The organism is Parabacteroides sp. KHUB-01 (assembly GCF_056640935.1).
In genome coordinates, this window is sequence record NZ_CM153256.1 from 1,756,972 (window position 1) to 1,779,255 (window position 22,284).

Here is a 22,284-nt window from a genome sequence, read left to right on the forward strand (position 1 = left end):
AGACATTCATTCTGTCTCAGTGTTTCTTTGCCTTTGTTTTTATTATAAGATAATTCTATATTCGCAGGTTAGATTTTCAGTTGACAAGTTAACAAGTTGACGAGTTGACCAGTATTTAATTCCCTAGTCAACTTGTCTCTGATGCCTTGTCAACTATTAAATCGAGTTCCTTGCGAAACCTAAATAACACAATATATATGACCGAATTTGTAAGCGAAATAAAAGCTATTCCTCAAAATGACGATCGTATTTTTGCGATGTTGTCTGACTTGTCAAACCTGGAGCGCGTAAAAGACAGAATTCCTCAGGATAAAATCCAGGGATTTGAATTTGACAGTGACTCTTGCAGCTTTTCAGTAAATCCTGTTGGCAAAATAACATTCCAGATTGTTGAACGTGAACCAAACAAGACAATCAAGTTTGCAACGACAAACTCTCCTGTTCCCCTGTTCCTCTGGATTCAGCTTAAGCAGGTGGCTGAAATGGATACAAGAATGAAACTTACTGCGCGCGCAGACTTGAATCCTTTTATAAAACAAATGGTGGCAAAACCAATGCAGGAAGCAATTGATAAAATTGCAGCTGTACTTGAAAAGTTACCTTATTGATTATAATGTAAAAACTGCTAAATAATATGGCACAAAAGCTTTGGGAAAAAAATGTTCAGGTGGATCATGAAGTAGATGTTTTCACCGTTGGCAAAGATAGAGAAATGGATCTTTATCTTGCAAAATATGATGTGCTTGGTTCAATGGCACACATCACAATGCTTGAGAGTATCGGTTTGTTGGAGAAAGAAGAACTTTCTGCTTTGCTTGCCGAGCTTAAGAACATTTACAAAATTGCCGAAAGCGGTAACTTCGTCATTGAAGATGGTATTGAAGATGTTCACTCGCAGGTAGAACTGATGCTGACAAGAAAACTTGGTGACATAGGTAAGAAAATCCACAGCGGACGTTCACGAAACGACCAGGTTCTTGTGGATTTGAAATTATTCACTCGTGCTGAAATCCGCGAATTGGTGGAACTTGTTTCAGGCTTGTTTGAAGTTTTGCAGGCTCAAAGCGAAAAATATAAATCTGTTCTTTTGCCGGGTTATACTCATTTGCAGGTGGCTATGCCTTCTTCTTTCGGACTTTGGTTTGGCGCATACGCAGAAAGTCTTGTGGACGAATTGCAGCTTCTGCAGGCTGCCTATAAGATATGCAACCGCAATCCGCTAGGTTCTGCAGCCGGTTATGGTTCTTCTTTCCCTTTGAACAGACAGATGACAACAGACTTGCTTGGCTTCGACTCTATGGACTACAACGTGGTTTATGCTCAAATGGGACGAGGAAAGATGGAGCGTACTGTGGCATTTGCTATGGCTGGCATCGCCGGAACTTTGTCAAAACTGGCATTCGACGCTTGTATGTTCAACAGCCAGAATTTCGGTTTCATTAAATTGCCGGACCAGTTCACTACTGGTTCAAGCATTATGCCGCACAAAAAGAATCCGGATGTATTTGAACTTACTCGTGCAAAATGCAACAAGATTCAGGGATTGCCAAATCAGATTACTCTTATTTTCAACAATCTTCCTTCAGGATATTTCAGAGATTTGCAAATCATCAAGGAAGTGTTCCTTCCTTCATTCGATGAACTGAAAGATTGCTTGAGAATGGTTACTCACATGATGCGCGAAGTGAAAGTAAACGAGCATATCCTCGATGACGACAAATATTCATTGCTCTTCAGTGTTGAGGAAGTGAACCGCCTGGTGCGTGAAGGAGTTCCTTTCCGTGACGCATACAAGAAAGTTGGCCTCAGCATCGAAGCCGGCGAATTTGTGCCTAACAAGGAAGTTCATCACACTCACGAAGGAAGTATCGGAAACCTATGCAATGAAGAAATCGCAAAACTTATGCAAACAGTTTTGGCAGGATTTGGATTTGAAAAGGTTGAGGAGGCTGAGAAAGCATTGATAGGATAAAATAAATACAGAATAGAGATACAATTTCATCAATATTCATGCGTTATATATAATAACGCAGAAACTGATGAATTGTATCTTTATTTTTTTAGAAAAACAGATATGAAACGACTTCTTTTTTTAATACTTTGCGGAATTGCTTTTTCCTGTTCAACATTTGTAAGTAATATTCCATATGCTAGGGTTTATCTTGAACTGGACTTGACTTATCAGGACAGAGCTCTGAAAACATTGTCGGCATACAAAATTTATAATCAGAAGAATATTGATCAGGCTGGTGAAATGACCGGATTCGGAGGCGTTCTCGTTTACCACGGAGTTAATGCTTCAGGAATGGATCAGTATTATGCCTTTGATGCAGCTTGCCCATATGAGGCAAAAACAAGCATAATAGTTGAAGTAACTGATGATGGATTATACGCTATATGTCCAAAATGCGGAAGTAAATACGATTTATTAAATGGAATAGCAAATCCGTTGGAAGGTCCGTCAGATCAATACCTTAAGCAATATAACGTAAGTATGCAAGGAGATAAAATTTACGTCACCAATTAAAAAAATGCTCAAAAAGTTTTGTAATATAAATATTTTATCTACCTTTGCACTCGCAATCGGAAGCGAAAGAGTTCGTAACAAGTGAAACCGAGAGCAGCATATGCGGAAGTAGCTCAGTTGGTAGAGCATAACCTTGCCAAGGTTAGGGTCGCGGGTTCGAGTCCCGTCTTCCGCTCATCGCTTATGCGAATGGATGCTCGAATGGTGGAATCGGTAGACACGAAGGACTTAAAATCCTTTGGCTATTGCAGCTGTGCGGGTTCAAGTCCCGCTTCGAGTACTGAAAATTATTTGCGGAAGTAGCTCAGTTGGTAGAGCATAACCTTGCCAAGGTTAGGGTCGCGGGTTCGAGTCCCGTCTTCCGCTCTAAAGAGAGAAATCTCAAAACAAAAAACAAAGTACAGACAATCTTGCGGAAGTAGCTCAGTTGGTAGAGCATAACCTTGCCAAGGTTAGGGTCGCGGGTTCGAGTCCCGTCTTCCGCTCAGCTTCCAAAAAGCCTCGTGATTCTTAGGGATTGCGGGGCTTTTTACTTTATAAATCTATACAAAACATTTGTATTATGAAATCACGAATATCAGCTTTTATTTGCAGTTGCATACTTCTTTGCAGTTGCAGTTTCTCCTCACAAAAAGAAAATACCAATAATATTTCTGAAACTGATAATCCAAATGAATTATATCTGTTGGTTGGCAGTTATTCAACTCCCGAAGAAGAAGGCATAAAGCTCTACAAATTCGATGAGGCTACTGGTGATAGCAAATATATAAGCGGACTTAAAGGTATTTCTAATCCGTCGTTCCTCACTATTGCCTCAAATGGAAAGAATATTTATGCTGTTGGCGAAGATGAAGGATTGACTTCAACTGCAAATGCCATATTGCTGGAAAATGAGAAAATGACTCTTCTCAATTCTCAGCTGACAAACGGCGGCGCTCCATGTCATATAAACTTTGACCCTAAAGAAGAATTCGTAATAACAGCAAACTATATGGGCGGCAGTATTACGGTCTTCCCTATCGAAAAAGATGGCAAACTCGGAGAGAAAAGTAATCTGATTCAATTTGAAGGTAAAAGTATCGACAAGGAAAGACAGGAACAACCTCATTTGCATTGTATAAAAATCACTCCGGACGGAAAATATCTTCTGGCTAATGATTTGGGAACCGATAAAATCCATATGTTCCCTTTTGCTGAGAATAATCCGGATAAATCATCAGCCACATTGCTTGACCAGGCAAACATGAAGGACATAAAAATTAAAGAAGGTTCCGGTCCTCGCCATATTTGTTTCCATCCAAACAAGAAAAATGCATATCTTATCAACGAGCTTTCCGGCGAAGTTGTTGTATTCAATTATAATAATGGAGAAATGGACGCTATCCAATATATAAAGGCAGACAGTGTCGGAGCAAAAGGCAGTGCCGATATACATGTTTCTCCTGATGGCAAATTCGTTTATTCAAGCAACAGACTGAAAGAAGACGGCATTGCAGTGTTTGCAGTTGATGAAACTAACGGGAAATTAAACAAGATTGATTATACTCTTACAGGAAAGCATCCAAGGAATTTCATGATTACTCCAAATGGCAAATATCTTCTTGTGGCTTGCCGTGATGACAACAGGATTGAAATATATTCCAGAAATACAGAAAATGGAAGGCTGGAGAACACAGGTAAATATATTGAGAGTGGGAAGCCAGTGTGTTTGAAAATTATACGGTAAAATCAATATTAATAACTAACAACTAAAAAATCATTCAAAATGAGAAAACTAATTGCATTATTGAGCCTTTTTACAATCTTAGGCATTGCATTTACATCATGTGGGGACGATAAAAAAGATGAAGTAGAAGATGTTGTAAAAACAGGTGTTCATAAAATTGTAGTTGAACAAAGTGGAGATATCGATGACTTTGATTTAAACGTAACTTTTGGCGGCGTTTCATTAGCCGGTCCAGCAAAACTTTACAGTGCTGACGGAGAATATGAAGGAGAGAGTTATTCTGCAACTTTCAAGAATGAGAAAAATATAACATGTTATACAGAACCAGATGCTTTCTTCCTTACTTGTGCCGGCAGCGTTTCATGCATTACATCAGGAAAGACTCTTAAAGTAAAAGTTAGTGCTTATATTAACGATAAAGAAGTTGATGTTCTTGAAAAAGAATATAAATCAGACGGAGATGTTTTGGTTGAAAGCTTTAGTCTTTCTACGGATATAAGTATGAAGTAAAATATGCTTGTAAAAAAATAGACTAACTCAAATCAATGAGTTAGTCTATTTTTTATAATGATTTAAATCCGATTTTATTGATTATTCTTCAAATACTCATCCATCGCAGCCGCCGCCTTACGTCCGTCGCCCATAGCAAGGATAACAGTCGCACCGCCGCGAACAATATCACCACCGGCAAATACATCTGACAAAGATGCCTGGTTTGTTGCCTCATTAACAACGATTGTTCCTTTCTTGCTTACTTCAAGACCGGTAAATGCTCTTGGAATAAGTGGGTTTGGAGAAACACCGACGCTGACGATTACCTCATCCACATCAACCAACTCAACTGCACCTTCAATTGGAACAGGACGGCGACGGCCGGAAGCATCAGGTTCACCCAACTCCATCTTCTGCAAGCGCATCTGTTTTACGCGTCCTCTTTCATCTCCGATATATTCGATAGGATTATGAAGTGTAAGGAATTCAACACCTTCTTCTTTTGCGTGTTTAACTTCTTCAAGACGTGCAGGCATTTCTTCCTCGCTTCGGCGATAAATAATCATAGCACGTTCAGCACCCAAACGGCGAGCCGTACGAACAGAGTCCATTGCAGTGTTTCCACCACCAATTACGGCTACCTTCTTTCCTTGCATAACAGGAGTATCTGTTTCCGGATTTGCCGCATCCATAAGGTTTACTCGAGTAAGATATTCATTTGATGACATCACACCAACCAAGTTCTCACCCGGAATATTCATAAAGTTAGGAAGGCCGGCACCGCTGGCAACAAATATTCCTTTATATCCGTCCTCATGCAAATCGTCATATGAGATAGTTTTGCCGACAATACAGTTTGTCACAAACCCCACTCCTATTTTACGCAGACCTTCAATTTCAACATCTACTATTCTGTTTGGCAAACGGAATTCTGGAATACCATATTTCAACACACCACCGATTTCGTGCAAAGCTTCAAATACAGTTACAGAATAACCTTTCTTAGCCATATCACCGGCAAAAGACAAACCGGCAGGGCCAGAACCAACAACAGCAACCTTGATACCGTTTTTATCAGAAATTTCAGGAATTGAAATTTGTCCGCTTTCACGTTCATAATCGGCAACAAATCTTTCAAGATAACCGATGGCAACAGCTTCCTTGCCCATCTTTAAATGTATACACTGGCTTTCGCACTGTTTTTCCTGAGGACATACACGACCGCAAACAGCAGGCAAAGCGCTTGTTTCCTTCAAAGTTTTGGCAGCTTCAAGGAATTCGCCTCTTTCAATATTCTTGATAAATGTAGGGATGTTGATACCAACCGGACAACCCTGCATACATGTAGGTTTCGGACAGTCCAGACAACGCTGAGCTTCTAGCAAAGCTTGTTCCGGAGTCAATCCAAGGTTTACTTCTTCCAAACGTGTGTGACTGCGGTATTCTGCATCAAGTTCATTCATGTGAACACGCGGAATATCGGCACGTTCTTTATTCTTTTTACTCTTACGCAGTTCTTCTCTCCAAGGTTCAGAACGGCGAGCTGCAATTAATTCTTCCTGTGTCATTGTTTGTTCCTCCTTACTTCTTTTCAACATCTTTATATGCACCAAGGCGCAAAATCATTTCATCAAAATCGACCTTATGCGCATCAAATTCCGGTCCGTCAACACAAACGAACTTAGTCTTTCCATCAACAGTAATACGGCAAGCACCGCACATACCTGTTCCGTCAACCATGATTGTATTCAAAGAAGCAACAGTCGGAATATTATATTTTCTTGTAAGTTCAGAGACAAACTTCATCATTATTGCAGGTCCGATAGTGACACACAAATCCACTTTCTCGCGATTGATTACTGACTCAACGCCATTAGTAACCAAGCCCTTGTTTCCATACGAACCATCGTCTGTCATTATTATCACTTCGTCAGAATTTGCACGCATTTGCTCTTCAAGGATAATCAAGTCCTTAGTTCTTGCAGCAAGCACTACAATAACTTTGTTTCCTGCTTTATGGAAGGCCTCAACTATTGGCAACAAAGGAGCAACACCAACACCACCTCCGGCACAAACCACAGTACCGACCTTTTCAATGTGAGTTGCCTGTCCAAGTGGTCCAACCAAATCAGTGATATAATCACCTTCATTCAGTTCACAAATCTTACGGGATGAAGCACCGACAGCCTGAATAACCAAAGTAATTGTGCCTTTCTTGGTATCAGAACCAGCAATAGTCAATGGAATACGTTCTCCCTTTTCGCCAACTTTCACGATGACGAAGTGTCCAGCCTTTCTGGAGCGGGCAATAAGAGGAGCCTCAACCTCCAATTTCACCACATTGGCTGAAAAATGCTCTTTACTTACAATTTTATTCATTTATAATCGCTATTGATATTATATTTCTAATTTATGCGACAAAAGTACAGAAAAAAGTTAACTTCCCTAAATTGTTGAAACAAGATTATTCAAAAAGATCATCTTCTCTAATCAACATCAATATCGCGGAATGAGGCACAATCAAATATTTCTCATCATTGAATGTAATTTCATACGATGCGCTTTGCAAATATATTGCCAAATCACCTTCCTTTGCCTGTAAAGGAAGGTAACGCACCTCATCCTTATTTTTCTTCTCCCAGACTTCCAAATCCTGTTCTTGTGCAGGAAGAGCGTAACCTGGACCGGTTTTTATTACATAGCCGGATTGTATTTTTTCTTTTTCTTGCACAGAAGGTGGCAAATATAATCCTGTCTTCGTCTGACTCTGAGGGTTCTTAGGTTTTATCAACACCTTATCCCCTATCATAAGGAATTTATTGATGTCTTTCTGGTCTATTGATAATTGCATAATTGCTATCTGATTTTAGTTGTTTAAATACAAATATATAACAGTTTCAGGATTTTCGTGCAAATGCCATTTTCTTTTTAAGTGTTCTAACGTGCCACCAAAGGAAAATCCACGCCATCAGGGAAGCCAGAACATCTGAAAACGGACCAGCCAGCCAAACTCCGTCAAGTCCATAAAAGTTTGGCAAAACCCAAATAGCAGGTATCAGGAAAAGACACTGACGGCTAAGACTCAAGAACATTGCTTTCCATGCAATACCGATACTTTGGAAGAATTGGCTTATTGCCAACTGAGAGCCTACAACCAAAAACGCTAGAAGATTCAGACGCAATCCATTTTCCGAAATAACAGATAATTCTTCATCAGCAGTAAATCCATTAACAATTATTCCAGGGAAAAAGTAACTTGCTATGAAACCTATTCCTGTTATGATTGTTGACACAAAAATAACTTTATATAAAGTTTCCTGAACTCTGTCGTGACGCTCTGCACCATAATTAAAACCAACTATAGGCTGCATTCCTTGCGCAATACCGATTACAAGCATAACCAATAGCATTGCGAAACTTGTTATAATTCCACTTGCGCCTATCGCCAAATCTCCTCCATGAGTTTTCAGCGCATGGTTCATAACTACATTCACAAAACTTCCTGCAAGCTGCATTGAGAAAGGAGATATTCCAATTGATATTATACTAAGCAGAATTTTCTTATCCAGACTGAAATGTTCTTTTCTGAAACGAACCAAACTTTTTTCACTGATAAAATGGCTCATCACAAATACTGTACATGCCATCATGGAAAGTAGTGTTGCAATAGCTGCACCTCTAATACCCATATCCAACACGAAAATAAATATCGGATCCAATATTACATTCAATGCCGCACCAAGCAACATAGTGTACATTGCTTTTTTAGGATAACCGGAAGCACGCATCACAGCATTGAAACTGAAACTCAAAGATGCAAACAAATTCGCAGGTATTGCTATATAAAGATAATCTGCTGCATAAGGTATTGTCTGCTCACTTCCCCCAAAAGCCATAAGCAAAGGTTCCAGAAACAACATACTTGGAATTATCGTTATTGCACTCAATATAAAAGTAAGTACCAATGAATTTCCTAATACATTTTCTGCCTGATTAATATCTTTTCTTCCTAAACATATTGATACTCTTGTTGCAGCACCGGCTCCAACCAACATACCGAATGCCTGCAGAAACAGCATTATCGGGAACGTAAGTGTCAGACCGGATATTGCCAGAGGACCTACACCCTGCCCTATAAAAATACGGTCCACAATGTTGTATAAAGCATTTACCATTGTCCCGATTACAGCCGGGATTGCATAATAAACCAAAAGACGACTGATTTTATCATTTTCCAACCGCCAAGTAATTTCATTAGACATACCTATTTCAACTGTTTAGATTTTTATTCAAGTTTCTGATCAATTCCTCGACACTACCAGCAATTTTCTCCTTGCCATCTTTGTCTCTCAGAACAATATTATTCGGAGAATAACAATATACAGACAACTGAGAAACTGATTGCTCTTCAACAGGAGAATATCCATTTCTTTCCAATGCATTTCTTACCCAAAATACAGTATTGGATTCACCCTGAAGAAAGACAGGTTTCCTCTTCACGTTTATATCCATTTTTCCAGTAGAAATATCAAAAGTTATATTATCTCTGGCAAAGAAATCCTGAAATTCCCCGTTCAATATTAAATCCTCCGGACAACCGCACAATATATTCTGAGGTTTACTCCTCATTAGCCACAACTTATCTGCCAGCTGTATGGCTTGCTCCAAATCATGTGTGGATAGTAATATAGCCTTTCCCTGCTCAACAGCGAGACGGCGCAAAAGTATCATCATTTCAATACGGCTAGTTATATCCAAAAAAGCGGTAGGCTCATCCAGTATAATTACAGGACACTGCTGTGCCAGAGTTTTTGCTATCATTGCTTTTTGCCGTTCCCCGTCACTGAGTTCCGACACATAACTACCGGCTTTATTCAATATCCCCACAGCACACATTGATTCTTCAATTATTCTTTTGTCCTCCGCCTTTAATCTGGCAAAAAAGCCTGTATGTGGATGTCTTCCCAATGATACCAGCTCATAAACAGTTATTCCTCCGGCATTCGTTTTCTCGGTAAGAACTACACCCAAAGTCAAAGCCAACTCCAATGGTTTATAGGAAGCCAAATCTCTCCCCATAATCTCAACATTCCCGGCAAGAGAAGGCTGAAATCCACAAAGTGTACGTAGCAAGGTAGATTTTCCGGCTCCATTCAACCCCAAAAGACATGTAAGCTCTCCTTTGTTAAGATATAAATCCATACCTTCATTTACAACTTTAGGAGGTTGTCCTTTACGGCTATATCCTATTGCCAGACCATGAGTTTCAACAGCTGCTTTTTCTATCATACAGACTAGTTAAAATATTGAATATTTCTTCTGTTTACAATAACATAAATTATCACCGGAGCTCCAATCATAGGAGTTACCGCATTCAACGGTAATATGGAATTAGTTCCCGGCATCACAGTAAGTATATTGCAAAGTAACGCCACACACGAACCTGCCAGCATCGTTACCGGTACCAATTGTTTATGATTGGAAGAACCCAGCAGCAAACGTGCTATATGCGGAACAGCCAAACCGATGAAAGATATTGGACCGCAAAACGCCGTAGTTGTTGCAGTCAGCAATCCCGTACAAAACAATATCAGAATACGAGCCTGGCGTACCTTCACTCCAAGATTGACAGCATACATTTCTCCCAGCAATAAAGCATTCAAAGGCTTTATCAGCAATACGGAAAGCAACAGTGAGAGCAATATGGATATTGAGAAAAAAGGCAACTGCTCCAACGAAACTCCGGAAAAATTACCCATTCCCCACATAACGAATGAATGGACACGGTCCGCCGATGAATAATAATTCAGCACTGATATCAATGACGAAGTCATATAACCTATCATAATACCAATAATCAAAAGCATCACATTACTCTTGACTTTTGTAGAGAAGTAAATTATCAGCCCCAAGATAACTCCGGCACCGATAAATGCAGCAGCAACAACCAACAAATATCCGCTTATTGCATACTCAGCTATTTGCCCCATTGTTCCTCCAAAATAAAGAAGAACCGCAGCAACACCAAGATTTGCTCCGTCACTTATTCCCAGGATTGACGGACCGGCAAGCGGATTACGGAACAGAGTTTGCAACAGCAATCCGCTTACAGCCAATGACGCTCCCGCCAATAGCGCAGTCACAGCCTGAGGCAAACGTGATTCCAGAACTATATGGCTCCATGCCGGATGTTCTGATGTGTTACCGCACAAGATATCCAAAACAGAATTAAACGGTATAGACACGGAACCATACACCAGACTGACACAAAACAGCAATACAAGAGATATGGCAAGCAGCGGATAGAAAACTAAAACATTACGCATTGCCTCAATTCCTGTAAAACCTGTTTACTCTTTCCCTTTCCTGAATAAATCCGCCTCTATATGCATATAGAAGTTTCTCCAAATCATGTATTTGTTTTTGAAGTTCCAAGCCTTTGTCCGTATCCTTCACCATTTGCCTGTGCGAACTCAACTCAACGACAATAGTAGTAGAACGTATATCCAATCCTTCTTCTATAGCTTTGTCTGTAGATTCAAACGGTTCATGCTGCACAAGCTGGAAACCTCTTGAATGATATACCAGTGTATATCCGGCAATACCAGTTTCCCTGTGATATGCTTTTGAAAAACCGCCGTCGATAACTATAAGTTTACCGTTTGCCTTGATTGGATTTTCGCCCTTGATAGAACGGACAGGAACATGGCCGTTTATTATATGACGGTGCGACCCCACTACACCGAACTCATCCAACAGCATATCACATACATCTTCCTCTTGTCTGAGTGTATAATAAGCTCCTTTTTCTTCTTTATGAGCCTCTTTGTTTGCTATCAGATAACGTTCAAATGTTGCCATACGTTTCTTGTCGAACAAAGGAGATTCTTTGCCGCACCACAAATACCATACATAGTCAACAGCAAAATTATATTCCTTTTCATCTTCCGAACCGAAATAAGCAATACGCACAAGCTGGTCCACTCTGTCAAGCAAAGCTTTTCCTTTATAGTCTTTTCCTGCAATATTTATAGTCTTCAAAGTCTTGTCCTCATTCAAAGGCACAGAAGCATGGAAAAGTAGGTTTGAATTACAAACCTTATACATTCCACCATTAGTAAACAGCAGACGTATGTGTTTGTGCAGCTTTTCGCTGCTCTTGAATGAATGCAAAATACGTTGCATCAATTCCTCCTCTCCTGGTGAAAGACGATACGGATCGTTCTTATCTATAGTCGGCCAATGAGAATCCAGCAACTCATACTCCACTCCATCATCCAGAATTATAGTTCCTTTATCCAAATCCATACGATGGAGGAGCAATCTGTCATTCATATCATAACTTGGATTCCTGCGGATAATGTCGCCCTCAATTTTCAACTGTATCACAGTCATAGCCTTATGCATCTGTGATATAAGACGTATTGTCTTCTCATCAAAAGCCATATCCTGCGCGCCGCTTTTAGGCATAAAGCGATCACACGAATCATTGGCATATGTTTCCATTGCAAACGTAGCCAAAGGAAGAAGATTGATTCCATATCCATCTTCCAGAGTGGCAAGATTGCCATATCGCAGACACATACGGACCACATTCGCTATGCTTCCCAGATTTCCGGCAGCAGCTCCCATCCACAATATATCATGGTTTCCCCACTGTATATCACAATTATGGTAATCACAGAGAGTGTCCATAATCACATGAGCACCTGGACCTCTGTCATATATATCACCGATAATATGCAACTGGTCTATTGTGAGCCTCTGAATCAGGTTACACATAGCAACAATAAACTCATTAGCCCTGCCCGTTGATATTATCGTATTGATAATCTGGTCCACATAAGCAGATTTATTTGGTTCAGAAGAAGATTCATGCAGCAACTCCTGAATTATATAAGAGAACTCACGAGGCAAAGCCTTCCTCACCTTCGAACGAGTATATTTAGATGATACATTACGGCAAACACGCACCAACTGATTCAGACGAATCATATACCAGTCGTCCAAATCTGCCTCCTTCGAACGTACCAGCTCCAGCTTCTCCTCCGGATAATAAATCAGAGTACACAACTCCTTTTTCTCGGTATCGCGCAACGCATTATTGAATATTTCATTCACCTTTCGCTTTACAGCTCCCGACGCATTCTTCAAGACATGGTTGAATGCCTGATATTCTCCATGAACATCACTCAGGAAATGCTCTGTTCCCTTGGGAAGATTCAATATTGCCTCCAAATTTATTATTTCCGTGCTGGCATCTGCAATTGTCGGAAAACTGCGTGACAACAACTGCAAATAACGCAAGTCGTTCAATATCACTTCAGGTGTTATGTCTTTTACCATCTGCTTTATACTTCTTTTCTTGATTAACAATTCAGGTTGAGCAAAGTTTGTAACTTGAGAAGTTTCAGATCAAAAACTTGAAAAACCTCAGAATATACTACAAAGGTAATACATATAATTTAAGTTTATTCAGTTGCCCAACTTTAAAGTTGGATAAGCCCGTTACATTAATATCAAAAAAGGAGACTGGTTAAACACCAGCCTCCTTTACAAGTAAATTCATTATATCTTATTTATCTGACAATAACCTTGAAGCATTCTTTTCCTGCTTTTACAAGCATAATACCTGAAGGAACAGACAAAGAAACATTGTCTGAAGTCAGCACTTTATCTACAACAATTCTACCTACAATGTCAGAAACCAAAACTCTTTCACCTGCAGCATTTCTCACAACCAAAGCCCCATTTACTGTTGTAACCAAAATTCCTGTTGGTTCTTCAACAGCCTCAACAGATGTTGGTGCAGAAACTCGTTCTACTTCAAATGTTAATGCTCCAGACAATTCTGCCAAAGCCAAAGCATCCTTATCTTGGTAAAGATATTTTTCAGTTTTGTCATTCTGAATCAGACAACCGTCATCTTCAATCTTAAACGTCCAAAATGCTGATTTCATTTCATCTTTTTCAAGAGCCTTTTCCATTTCTGCATCTGTATAATCCTTGAATACAACAGACTGAACTCCGTTATTTTCCTCAACACACAGATAAGCTCTAGAACTCTTATCTCCTGAAATTGAAGAAGTAGAAATAGCATACAAAGGTTTAAGTGCATCTTTTACCTGAATTGTATCAACATACAGTTTGAAATTGTCTTCTGTTGCTTCTGGCAATTCAGAAACTGCTTTCATCAAAGCCTTGTTACCATCGCGGACAATTGCCAATGTATTGTTGAATGCAGACTGCATTCTGTAATGTCCTTCCGACAATACTTCGTATGCAGGAGCTTCCTGAGGTACGATATTGAATGAAGTATAGTCGCCCCACTGATAATCAGCTCTTTCAAGTTTCACGATATTGCTCTGTGAACCATCCACTTTCAATGAACCTGCACCAGCATTTGAATCAGCTTCATCAGACATATAAATAACCATCTGTTTCCCTTCTGCTAATGTCTTGAAAACAAAACGCAAAGCATTCACATCATTGCTCAAAGTCATCTTGCCACTATTGTCAAAACCGACTTTTCTACCCTCGTCATCAACTATTGAATAAACATTAAACTCAGTCTTTTCAGATGGAGACTTAACTGTTTTTTCTATATTAAGCTTGAAGCTGTATGCCTCACTTGCATTTTCAAGATTCTGTCCATACAGATAATTTTCCTTATCTACAACATAGACACTGTTACCCAAGTTTGTGATGATTTCCATTGACCATCTTGTATCCTGAGCTTCTTTAGCTGTCAGATTAATAAATCCAGGAAGAGCATCAATTGCCTGAACTTTGAATGTATCAGCTTCTGAAGAAAGAGATGCTACAAACGTATCAGCAGCTCCAGGAACTTCTTTCAATGCTACAGTCTTTGAGTCATTATAAAAACCGTTGGAAATAGTATATGTAATCTTTCCGTTTTCCTCTATTTTCTCAATGTAGTTATAAGTTTCCGGCAAATAAGCTGAAGCTGCTACTTTCACAAAACCAAGCTTATTTTCTTTGTTATCAAGATTAGCAAACTCAGCGCCCCAGATTTTACCGTTTTCTACAGCATTTGCTCCTGTTGCAACTTTTGTAATGATATATGCCTTTTCTGATGGAGTCCATGCTGTTGACTTACCAAACGATGGTCTGTCAAATGAAAGTTTTTCTCCATTTTTAGGTTCTGCGTTATCAGCAAAAGAAACAGTAACATAAGCTTCTGAAGAATCTAATGTCGTCTTACCTAAAATTACATTATCTGAAACATATGAAAGCTTTATTTCTTCTCCTTCCAGTTTAAGTGTTTTGCCTGCCATAGCAATTACCACCTTATCAGTAGCCTCATCAAGCAAAAGTTTGAAATCCTTAGCAGAAGCATATTCTTTTTTCTTAAAAGCGAACTTAAAGCCGAACTGAGGATCGTCAGCACTCTTTGTTGCCATTACTGAATCTACAGACAAATAGTTTCCTGTTTTTGCAGACTTGATATTGAATACACCTTCTGAAACTTCCTCAAAATAGTAAGCACCATCAGTCACACCTTCCAAAGAAGAAAGTATATCCATTGAATATGTAGTCTGTTCATGCAAGTCAGCTACTGTCATAGCTCTTGAATGATTAACATCGAATATTGTCATTTTCTGAGATGACACTTTAGTCTCATCATCAAAAGATTTCAATACATCTTTATCATTCTTTCCTACATATTTCTGCTCTCCGCTGATGAAATATTTCAAGTATTTTATTTCCGTTCCACTCTCAGCAATTGCAATTTTCTCTCCAGTTGCAATCTGGAAAAATTCAGCAGCATCAAAACTTATAGCCTTGTTTGTTGCCTTATTGACGAATTTATAAAGATAAGCACCTGAGCCATCTTCTCTCTTCTCAGTAACACTCCAGAAAACAGAGTCTGTCTTGAATGCTTTCTCTGTTGATTCTACAAGCACAACAGAATCACCTCTGTTTATATATAGGCCTTCATTCTCTCCCAATTTATAATAGTTGCCATTCACTATATCACCGTCAACAGCAAAAACAGAAGATGAAGCCAATATTGTAGATGCAAAAAGTAATAGTTCTTTTCTCATAGGCAAAAATTTTTTTTTGAGTTTATAAGTTTTTGAGTTTGTAAGTTACATTCCAATTACCAAGTTTCGACATACTGACAAACTCGCTTGTTTCCATTATACAAAGATAATAAACATACATACCTTTATAATAACCTCAACTTATTTATTATCCATTATTAAGGTTATTTGTACGAAACATCATGTTTTACGTACCAGTCCAAAGTTCATAAAATAAAAACCGGCAAAGCCCAATAATGGACTTTACCGGTCAACATAAACACATATTACTTGAATAAGGTTTTGTAATCAATATTTTCAGTTGACGAGTTAACAAGTTGACAAGATGACAAGAATATTAATATACTTACTACTTGACTTCTTAACTTCTTAACTCCTAAAAATTAACATTAATTCCCCCCATCAAATTAAATCCCTGAGCCGGATAACCATAATAAATATCATACTTCTGGAACAACACATTGTTCAACTGTACATTCACGCTAAATGTTTTGTTTATATTATACATACCGCGAATATTCAGTTCATTGATATTGTTCAGATTCACTTCCTCATAACCGCCAAGCTGAGTGTAACGTCCTGTAGCCAAATAATAATTCACATCTACAGCAAGTTTGTCAATAGGACGAACAGTAACACCAGCATTGATTTCAGCAGTCGGTTTACCCCAAACTCTATCCAACTCAGCATTTGCTTCTCCTCCTATCCATGAATCACCATAATTTGCCTTCCAGTTATTATACACTCCTTTCAGGTTTATCTCAAATAACTTCTGATAATTATATTTCAAATTAACTCCGGCAAAGAAGCGTTTTGTATTGATATCACTCATCGCTTCAGCAAAGTTGCCAAAACCATCCTGCTCAAATACTCGTGACGGCAAATAAAGAACATCACTGCTTGTTATCTTATAACCTGCGAAAGCATCAAACCAGAAACCAGGAACAACGCCACTCTTAATACCCAGATTTGCATCCAACCAATTTCGAGACGGCATCAATTCTTCTGTAGGATTTACATATCTGTTTACAAGAGCAGTCTCATACATACTGTTTGAGTAAAGTTTTCCGTCCGCTTTCAAATAGAAAACAGTTTTATCTGCCACTTCAACATCAAAAGCAATATCCGGAGATGCAGCAAACTTACTGTTTTCTCCAGTAACAATCATAGCCTTTGCTCCAAGTTTAAGATTCCATATATCACCTTCAATAGTATAATATGGATTCAAAATAACTTCTGCATGGTTTTCAAAGGAGCATCGTTCCGGAAGGTTGTAGCTGAAATACTCAGCCAAACCGGCAAGACCAATTCTCTGATTTCCTCCGAAAGGAGCAAACAAATTAAATTTAAGCTCAAAAGTATTCTCAGTCGGACCGTCGCTCTTCGCATCTGCACCATATTTATGAGAAAAATTAATGTAGTCGAAGTCCACCATATATCCGAAAGGAGCTTCCTCGTCTTCAGATTCGATACCGATATTTGCACCTATTGTCTGATTAACCTGGTTTGTTGTTCTGTCAGCCAAATCCAGATTTGTTCCTGCTTCTTCCAAATTACCAGTTACAGGCAAGCCATAATAGTTGAAACCTGAATAACCATATTTTGCACCGATATTGAATACAGCTTTCTCAAATTTATGCTTGTAATTTAATCCACCCAGATTATCATTCAACTTAGCCTTCACCTTATCATCAATCTGGATATAATCTATATTGCCGTTAGTCGAACGGTAAGACAAATAAACATTCAAATTGTCTTTCTCCGTACTCAATATATGATAACCGAAATCACCGTTTATATTAAGATTCATACCTGCAGCAAGATTCAGATAACCGCGGCGTTTGTTATAATCCATATCAGCCATAATCTTTCCTGAAGGCAAAACAGAAATCTGCTTTTCCGGTTCAGTAGGCACGGCAAACACGGCATAGTCTATAGCGCGCTTCTTCACTGTCGGCTCTTTCACGGCAGGCAATGTATTTACTTTATTTGCATCCTGAACAGAAGGGTCATATTCCCTTTCGAGAGTCATCTCGCGGTTCAGGTTCTTTTCTTCCTTGTTTACTTCCTCCTGTGCCATGATGCCGGAAGCGCATCCCAACATCGCTATAACACAAAGTACTTTTGTCGATTTGTTAGTTTTCATCGCTTCCTCCTTTTTGATTTATTTTTGCCAAACGGTCTTCAATCATAGCTGCAATATCATCATCACCCTGGTAATTATTCTTCAAGCTATTTAGATAGACTCGAGCCTGAACATCATCACCCTGACGGATATAGATATCTGCCCAAAGAATGAAACCACGGGCAAGCCAGTACTGATGCGGCGTTCCGTTTTTGGCGAAATCCTCAAGCACTTTTTCAGCTTTCTTGTCCTCATGGCTGTCATAATATAGCTGGGCAAGCAAATAGCGCGCTTCAGCTCCATGCACTGTTCGTGTATCTTCAGCCAGAATCTTCAAGTCGGCAAGAGCTTTTTCTTCGTTCTTCGAATCCATATAAGCCTTAGCTCTCACATAACGCGCCTCAGCTGCAATTTCTGGAGAAACTTTCTGATTCTTCAACAAATCATTTGCTGCAGAAAGAGCTTCTTTTCCATCACCAATCTGCAAAGCACATCTCATAACACCAAGACTTGCAGCTTCCTTATTATCCGGATTCTCTGCAATCTTATGCAAACGGCGGAATGTTTCCAACGCCGCGGCATAGTCCTTGCGGTTATATTGTATTTCAGACTTGCGGGCAACTGCTTCCTCCATAAATTTCATATCTCCGCTCTTGATAACAGAATCAAAGAATGTTTCAGCTTCATCATAATTCTTCTGCGAGAATGCTATACTTCCCAAATAGTAATTAGCATTTGAGCTGAAAGCACCTTTAGGATACTGCTGCAAATAATTCTGCATACTGCGTCGTGCTCCGTCATTGTCGCCACGCATAAACAATTTTTCGGCAGCAAGATATGTCAGAGAGTCCTGTTCAGAGATTTCCAGATGAACATTTCCACCCAAAGAGTTCACATAATCCGCAAACGAATTGATATCATTCAAATCAATATAAACAGACTTCAAATCCTGAAGAGCCACTTTGGCTTCTTCTGTTCCCGGATATTTGCTGATTACATTCTTATAAGCTTCAGCAGCCTTTTCCGGTTTGTTGGCATTGAAATATATCAGACCAAGTTGAATTCCACCCTTACGCGCCAAACTGCTTTCAGGATAATTCTTCATAAGAGATTCAAATGCCATTGCTGCCTGATTGTCGTCACCAAGCAACACATAAGCACGTCCTTTCTCAAACAGAGCATCATCCACATACTGCGATTCCGGATATTCTCGGATAAGTCTGTCCAGTGTACTGATTTTGCCTCTGTAATCCTTCTGCAAACCTAGCACGAATCCTTTCTGATAAACAGAATAATCACCGGCAGAAGGCAACAGCTGTGCCGCCTTGTTATAGTTTTCTTCAGCAGCAGCAAACTGACGGCTGTGGAACAGACAGTCACCAATTCTGTTATAGGCATCAGCACACGAAGCAGTTTGCTGGTCGCTTACCATATTTACATACTGACGGAAGCGGTTCAAAGCCTCGTCATAATTTTTCTTCTTGAAATAGCCGTAGCCCAAGTTATAATATGCAAGAGCATACATCTCGCCACTGCGCTGCGAAGTATTGTTCAGATAAGTTCTGTAGTCGGAGATAGCAATGTCATATTCTCCCTTACGGTAGAAAGATTCTCCTCGCCAGAAATAAGCATCATTGCGAGCCTCAGTGTCATAAACTCCCATCTTTATAGCTTCACTGAAGTAATCTATTGCTTCATCAAGCTTGACGTTAGTGAAAGACTGAGTTCCCAACTGGAACAATATACTTTGCTTTGCTGCCAATATCTTTGTACTCGGATGCTTGATTTTCTGTATTGAAGCAAGCGAAGCATCATAGTTCTTTGTAGTAAGATAAACTTCCACAAGATAATCATTCACCTTATCAGCATATCGTGAATTAGGGAAATCATTAAGGAAGTCCTCAAATATAGTCACAGACTCGCCGAATCCAGTAAATCCAGTTTCGTGGATAAGCAATGCATAGTTATATAATGCAACCTCGCGTATCTGCTCATCGTATGAAGATGTTGCCGCAGCCTCAAACGCCATACGGGCATTGTTCTTGTCGTTAAGTTTCAGATACGACTGTCCGAGATAAAGATAAGCATTCTGAGTCAGCTCGTCGTTCTCGCTTACAGTCTTTCCGAAGCATCTCACTGCGTCGCTGAATTTACCCTGATTGTAATAACATACACCAAGTAAATACAAATCACTTCTCAACGGACTTTCAGCCTCGGAAACATACTTAGCCAAAGCTTTTGTAGCCTTAGCTTCATTTCCCAAATGATAATATGAGTTACCGACAACACGATATATTTCAGTGTTGTTCTCGCTGTCCGGATATGACTTCAGCAAATCCTCTCCGGATTCAGCTGCTTGTCTGTATTTGTTCTGTATAAAATATATCTGAGTGATGTAGTAAGCAGATTGTTCCTGATATGCAGACAGGTTACTTAATTCTTCGAATTCAACCAAAGCCTTGTTATATTTTCCGTCCGCATAATCAATATAAGCAACATAATATGCTGATGCTTCCTGATATGTACTTCCAATCTCTTTTATCCGTTCAAAGTAAGCTCTTGATTTTTCCAAATCACCTTTCTGCAATAGCGAATAAGCAAGACGATAACTGCTAGCCTCCTGTTCTTCCGGAGAAAGCATATCTATATTTGCCTCCTGAAGCCAATATATTGCCTTTTCATATTCACTATTACCAAAATGAACTGAACCGATTCGGAAACAAATATCATCAGCATGACGAGTATCAGGATATACATCCAGATAATTCTTCAGCAATTCGCCAGCGTTCGGTCTTCCCTGCTCAAAAGCCGAGCAAACCAGCATATAGTCTGCCTCCTGTATAAGATCGGCATCTGTTGCATGTTTCTTATATGCTTCCAGTTTATCAATACAGCCCGAATAGTTCTGCTGGACAAAAAACTCCTTCCCTTCCTGGAAAAGACGGTCATTTGTCTGGAACTGATATGATCTCTGGCCCATTGCCACAGTACTGCCCAAAACCAGACACAATGGAATCAATATTCTTTTCATCACTCTTTATTATTTGTATGTGAATGCCTGAAAGGCAAACACTATGTTCTATTTTATAACAAACAAACTCAATAAGTTGTTTTATAAATATTTTGCAAAGATAGTGAAAGGAAAGAGCAATGTCAAATCTAAAGCTTGTTTTTGATTTGATATTGCCGAGCCGTATCCTATCTTATGAAAAGATAGTGAGTAAAAGGGGACGAGTTGACAAGGTGCTTCAAGGCTGAAAGCCTTAAATTATATAGTACAGAACTCCCCATGTTTCAGGATATATACCATACAATAAGCCCTGAAGGGGCAGAACCGAGTGAAGTTCTACCCTTTCAGGGCGCATTTAGTATGGGGGCGGTCAAAACGTAGGGCACTGCCCTACACTGTAAAATCAAAGGCCTTCAGCCAAAATTTAGATAGAAAACAACAAACTTCTTAACTTCTTGACTCCTTTCTAAACCTTTCCACCGCCTCACTTATCGACCTCAACCCGAACTTCCGCCAATCCATTTCCTCCAATTTCAACGGCAGAATTTCCTCTGCATCATCGGCAGCAACTGCACCGGCAAAATCGTCGACCTCACACATAAAGAACATATCCAATGTATGAACTTCAAAACCACTATATACATATATATTAGGGATGGAAAATAAATAACGGCATTCACCTATTTCCAAACCTGTTTCTTCCTTCACTTCACGACGTGCAGCCTCCTCGGCAGATTCAAATCTGTCAACAAAACCGCCGGGCAAGTCCAGTGTTCCTTTTGCCGGTTCTTTTCCTCGGCGGACTACCAGAAATTCTCCGTCCTTGTTTCTGATAAAACAGGCTACGGCTGATGAGGGATTCAAATAATATACGAATCCGCATTCCTCACATTTCTTTGATTTTTCATCATTATCGACGAAATGTTCCGACCCGCATTTAGGGCAGAATTTGAATTGGTTTAATGGATGCATTTTGAGTTTTTAAGTTTATAAGTTTTTGAGTTGACAAGGTTTCAGAGACAATAGATAAGGCTGAAAGCCTTTTACATAGCCCAGGGCGTGAGCCCTGGGTGATATATGATAATATGTACCTGAGCTCTGAAGGAGCGGAACTAAAAGGATAGGTTTCGCCCCTTCAGGGCTTTATTGGGTGTGGTGAGACTTTAAACCCAGGGCTCACGCCCTGGGCTATATCAAATCAGGCTTCCGCCTGATTTAAAGACCTTCAGCCTTAAATAATAGTTTTTGAGTTTGTAAGTTTATAAGTTTGATAATAGCACCTAAATACTATCGAACTTCTAACTCCATCTAACTTCCTCTAACACCTTTAACTCC

The 22,284-nt window shown here is 39.5% G+C and carries 16 protein-coding genes and 4 tRNA genes; 9 read left to right on the forward strand and 11 right to left on the reverse strand.

The window, feature by feature from the left end:
- Positions 1–197: 197 nt before the first annotated feature.
- From ACYIAR_RS07830 to ACYIAR_RS07870, 9 genes are all read left to right on the forward strand, one after another.
- Positions 198–608, forward strand: coding sequence for an SRPBCC family protein (locus ACYIAR_RS07830; RefSeq protein ID WP_480333256.1), 411 nt, complete (start codon positions 198–200; stop codon positions 606–608).
- Positions 609–634: 26 nt separating this feature from the next.
- The gene (argH, locus tag ACYIAR_RS07835; protein ID WP_480333258.1) at positions 635–1,972 is read left to right on the forward strand and encodes an argininosuccinate lyase; all 1,338 of its coding nucleotides are present in this window, start codon (positions 635–637) and stop codon (positions 1,970–1,972) included.
- Positions 1,973–2,074: 102 nt separating this feature from the next.
- Positions 2,075–2,527, forward strand: coding sequence for a Rieske (2Fe-2S) protein (locus ACYIAR_RS07840; protein ID WP_480333260.1), 453 nt, complete (start codon positions 2,075–2,077; stop codon positions 2,525–2,527).
- 102 nt (positions 2,528–2,629) lie between these two features.
- Positions 2,630–2,702 (forward strand) — tRNA-Gly (locus tag ACYIAR_RS07845).
- A gap of 20 nt (positions 2,703–2,722) precedes the next feature.
- Positions 2,723–2,807, forward strand: a tRNA-Leu gene (locus ACYIAR_RS07850).
- 13 nt (positions 2,808–2,820) lie between these two features.
- Positions 2,821–2,893 (forward strand) — tRNA-Gly (locus tag ACYIAR_RS07855).
- A 46-nt stretch (positions 2,894–2,939) separates the two neighbouring features.
- A tRNA-Gly gene (locus ACYIAR_RS07860) sits at positions 2,940–3,012 on the forward strand.
- Between the two features lie 77 nt (positions 3,013–3,089).
- Positions 3,090–4,253 (forward strand): lactonase family protein, encoded by a 1,164-nt coding sequence (locus tag ACYIAR_RS07865; RefSeq protein ID WP_480333262.1) that lies wholly within the window; start codon positions 3,090–3,092, stop codon positions 4,251–4,253.
- Positions 4,254–4,292: 39 nt separating this feature from the next.
- Positions 4,293–4,763, forward strand: coding sequence for a hypothetical protein (locus ACYIAR_RS07870; RefSeq protein ID WP_480333264.1), 471 nt, complete (start codon positions 4,293–4,295; stop codon positions 4,761–4,763).
- 74 nt (positions 4,764–4,837) lie between these two features.
- Here the strand turns inward: ACYIAR_RS07870 and gltA are convergent, their stop codons facing one another.
- The 11 genes from gltA to ACYIAR_RS07925 all read right to left on the reverse strand — a co-directional run bounded on the left by gltA (position 4,838) and on the right by ACYIAR_RS07925 (position 21,921).
- Positions 4,838–6,313 carry an NADPH-dependent glutamate synthase gene (gltA, locus tag ACYIAR_RS07875; protein WP_480333587.1) on the reverse strand — a complete coding sequence of 492 codons (1,476 nt, stop codon included), beginning with the start codon at positions 6,311–6,313 and terminating at the stop codon, positions 4,838–4,840.
- A gap of 13 nt (positions 6,314–6,326) precedes the next feature.
- Positions 6,327–7,124 (reverse strand): sulfide/dihydroorotate dehydrogenase-like FAD/NAD-binding protein, encoded by a 798-nt coding sequence (locus ACYIAR_RS07880; RefSeq protein ID WP_480333266.1) that lies wholly within the window; start codon positions 7,122–7,124, stop codon positions 6,327–6,329.
- Positions 7,125–7,209: 85 nt separating this feature from the next.
- On the reverse strand, positions 7,210–7,596 hold the full coding sequence (locus tag ACYIAR_RS07885; RefSeq protein WP_480333268.1) for a co-chaperone GroES: 387 nt from the start codon (positions 7,594–7,596) through the stop codon (positions 7,210–7,212).
- Positions 7,597–7,642: 46 nt separating this feature from the next.
- Positions 7,643–9,007: an MATE family efflux transporter gene (locus ACYIAR_RS07890; RefSeq protein WP_480333270.1), complete on the reverse strand. Its 1,365-nt coding sequence runs from the start codon at positions 9,005–9,007 to the stop codon at positions 7,643–7,645.
- 7 nt (positions 9,008–9,014) lie between these two features.
- Positions 9,015–10,034, reverse strand: coding sequence for an ABC transporter ATP-binding protein (locus ACYIAR_RS07895; RefSeq protein ID WP_480333272.1), 1,020 nt, complete (start codon positions 10,032–10,034; stop codon positions 9,015–9,017).
- A 5-nt stretch (positions 10,035–10,039) separates the two neighbouring features.
- Positions 10,040–11,071, reverse strand: a complete 1,032-nt coding sequence (locus tag ACYIAR_RS07900) for an iron chelate uptake ABC transporter family permease subunit (RefSeq protein ID WP_480333274.1) — start codon at positions 11,069–11,071, stop codon at positions 10,040–10,042.
- A gap of 4 nt (positions 11,072–11,075) precedes the next feature.
- Positions 11,076–13,091, reverse strand: a complete 2,016-nt coding sequence (locus ACYIAR_RS07905) for a fructose-1,6-bisphosphatase (RefSeq protein WP_480333276.1) — start codon at positions 13,089–13,091, stop codon at positions 11,076–11,078.
- 233 nt (positions 13,092–13,324) lie between these two features.
- Complete coding sequence (locus ACYIAR_RS07910; protein WP_480333278.1) at positions 13,325–15,814, reverse strand: DUF6383 domain-containing protein; 2,490 nt, start codon at positions 15,812–15,814, stop codon at positions 13,325–13,327.
- A 376-nt stretch (positions 15,815–16,190) separates the two neighbouring features.
- The gene (locus ACYIAR_RS07915) at positions 16,191–17,960 is read right to left on the reverse strand and encodes a TonB-dependent receptor (protein ID WP_480333280.1); all 1,770 of its coding nucleotides are present in this window, start codon (positions 17,958–17,960) and stop codon (positions 16,191–16,193) included.
- Positions 17,950–20,970: a tetratricopeptide repeat protein gene (locus tag ACYIAR_RS07920; protein ID WP_480333282.1), complete on the reverse strand. Its 3,021-nt coding sequence runs from the start codon at positions 20,968–20,970 to the stop codon at positions 17,950–17,952. Before ACYIAR_RS07920 ends, ACYIAR_RS07915 begins: the two co-directional genes overlap by 11 nt.
- A gap of 426 nt (positions 20,971–21,396) precedes the next feature.
- A complete protein-coding gene (locus ACYIAR_RS07925; protein ID WP_480333284.1) occupies positions 21,397–21,921 on the reverse strand; it encodes an NUDIX hydrolase in 525 nt (174 codons plus the stop codon).
- Between the last annotated feature and the right edge of the window lie 363 nt (positions 21,922–22,284).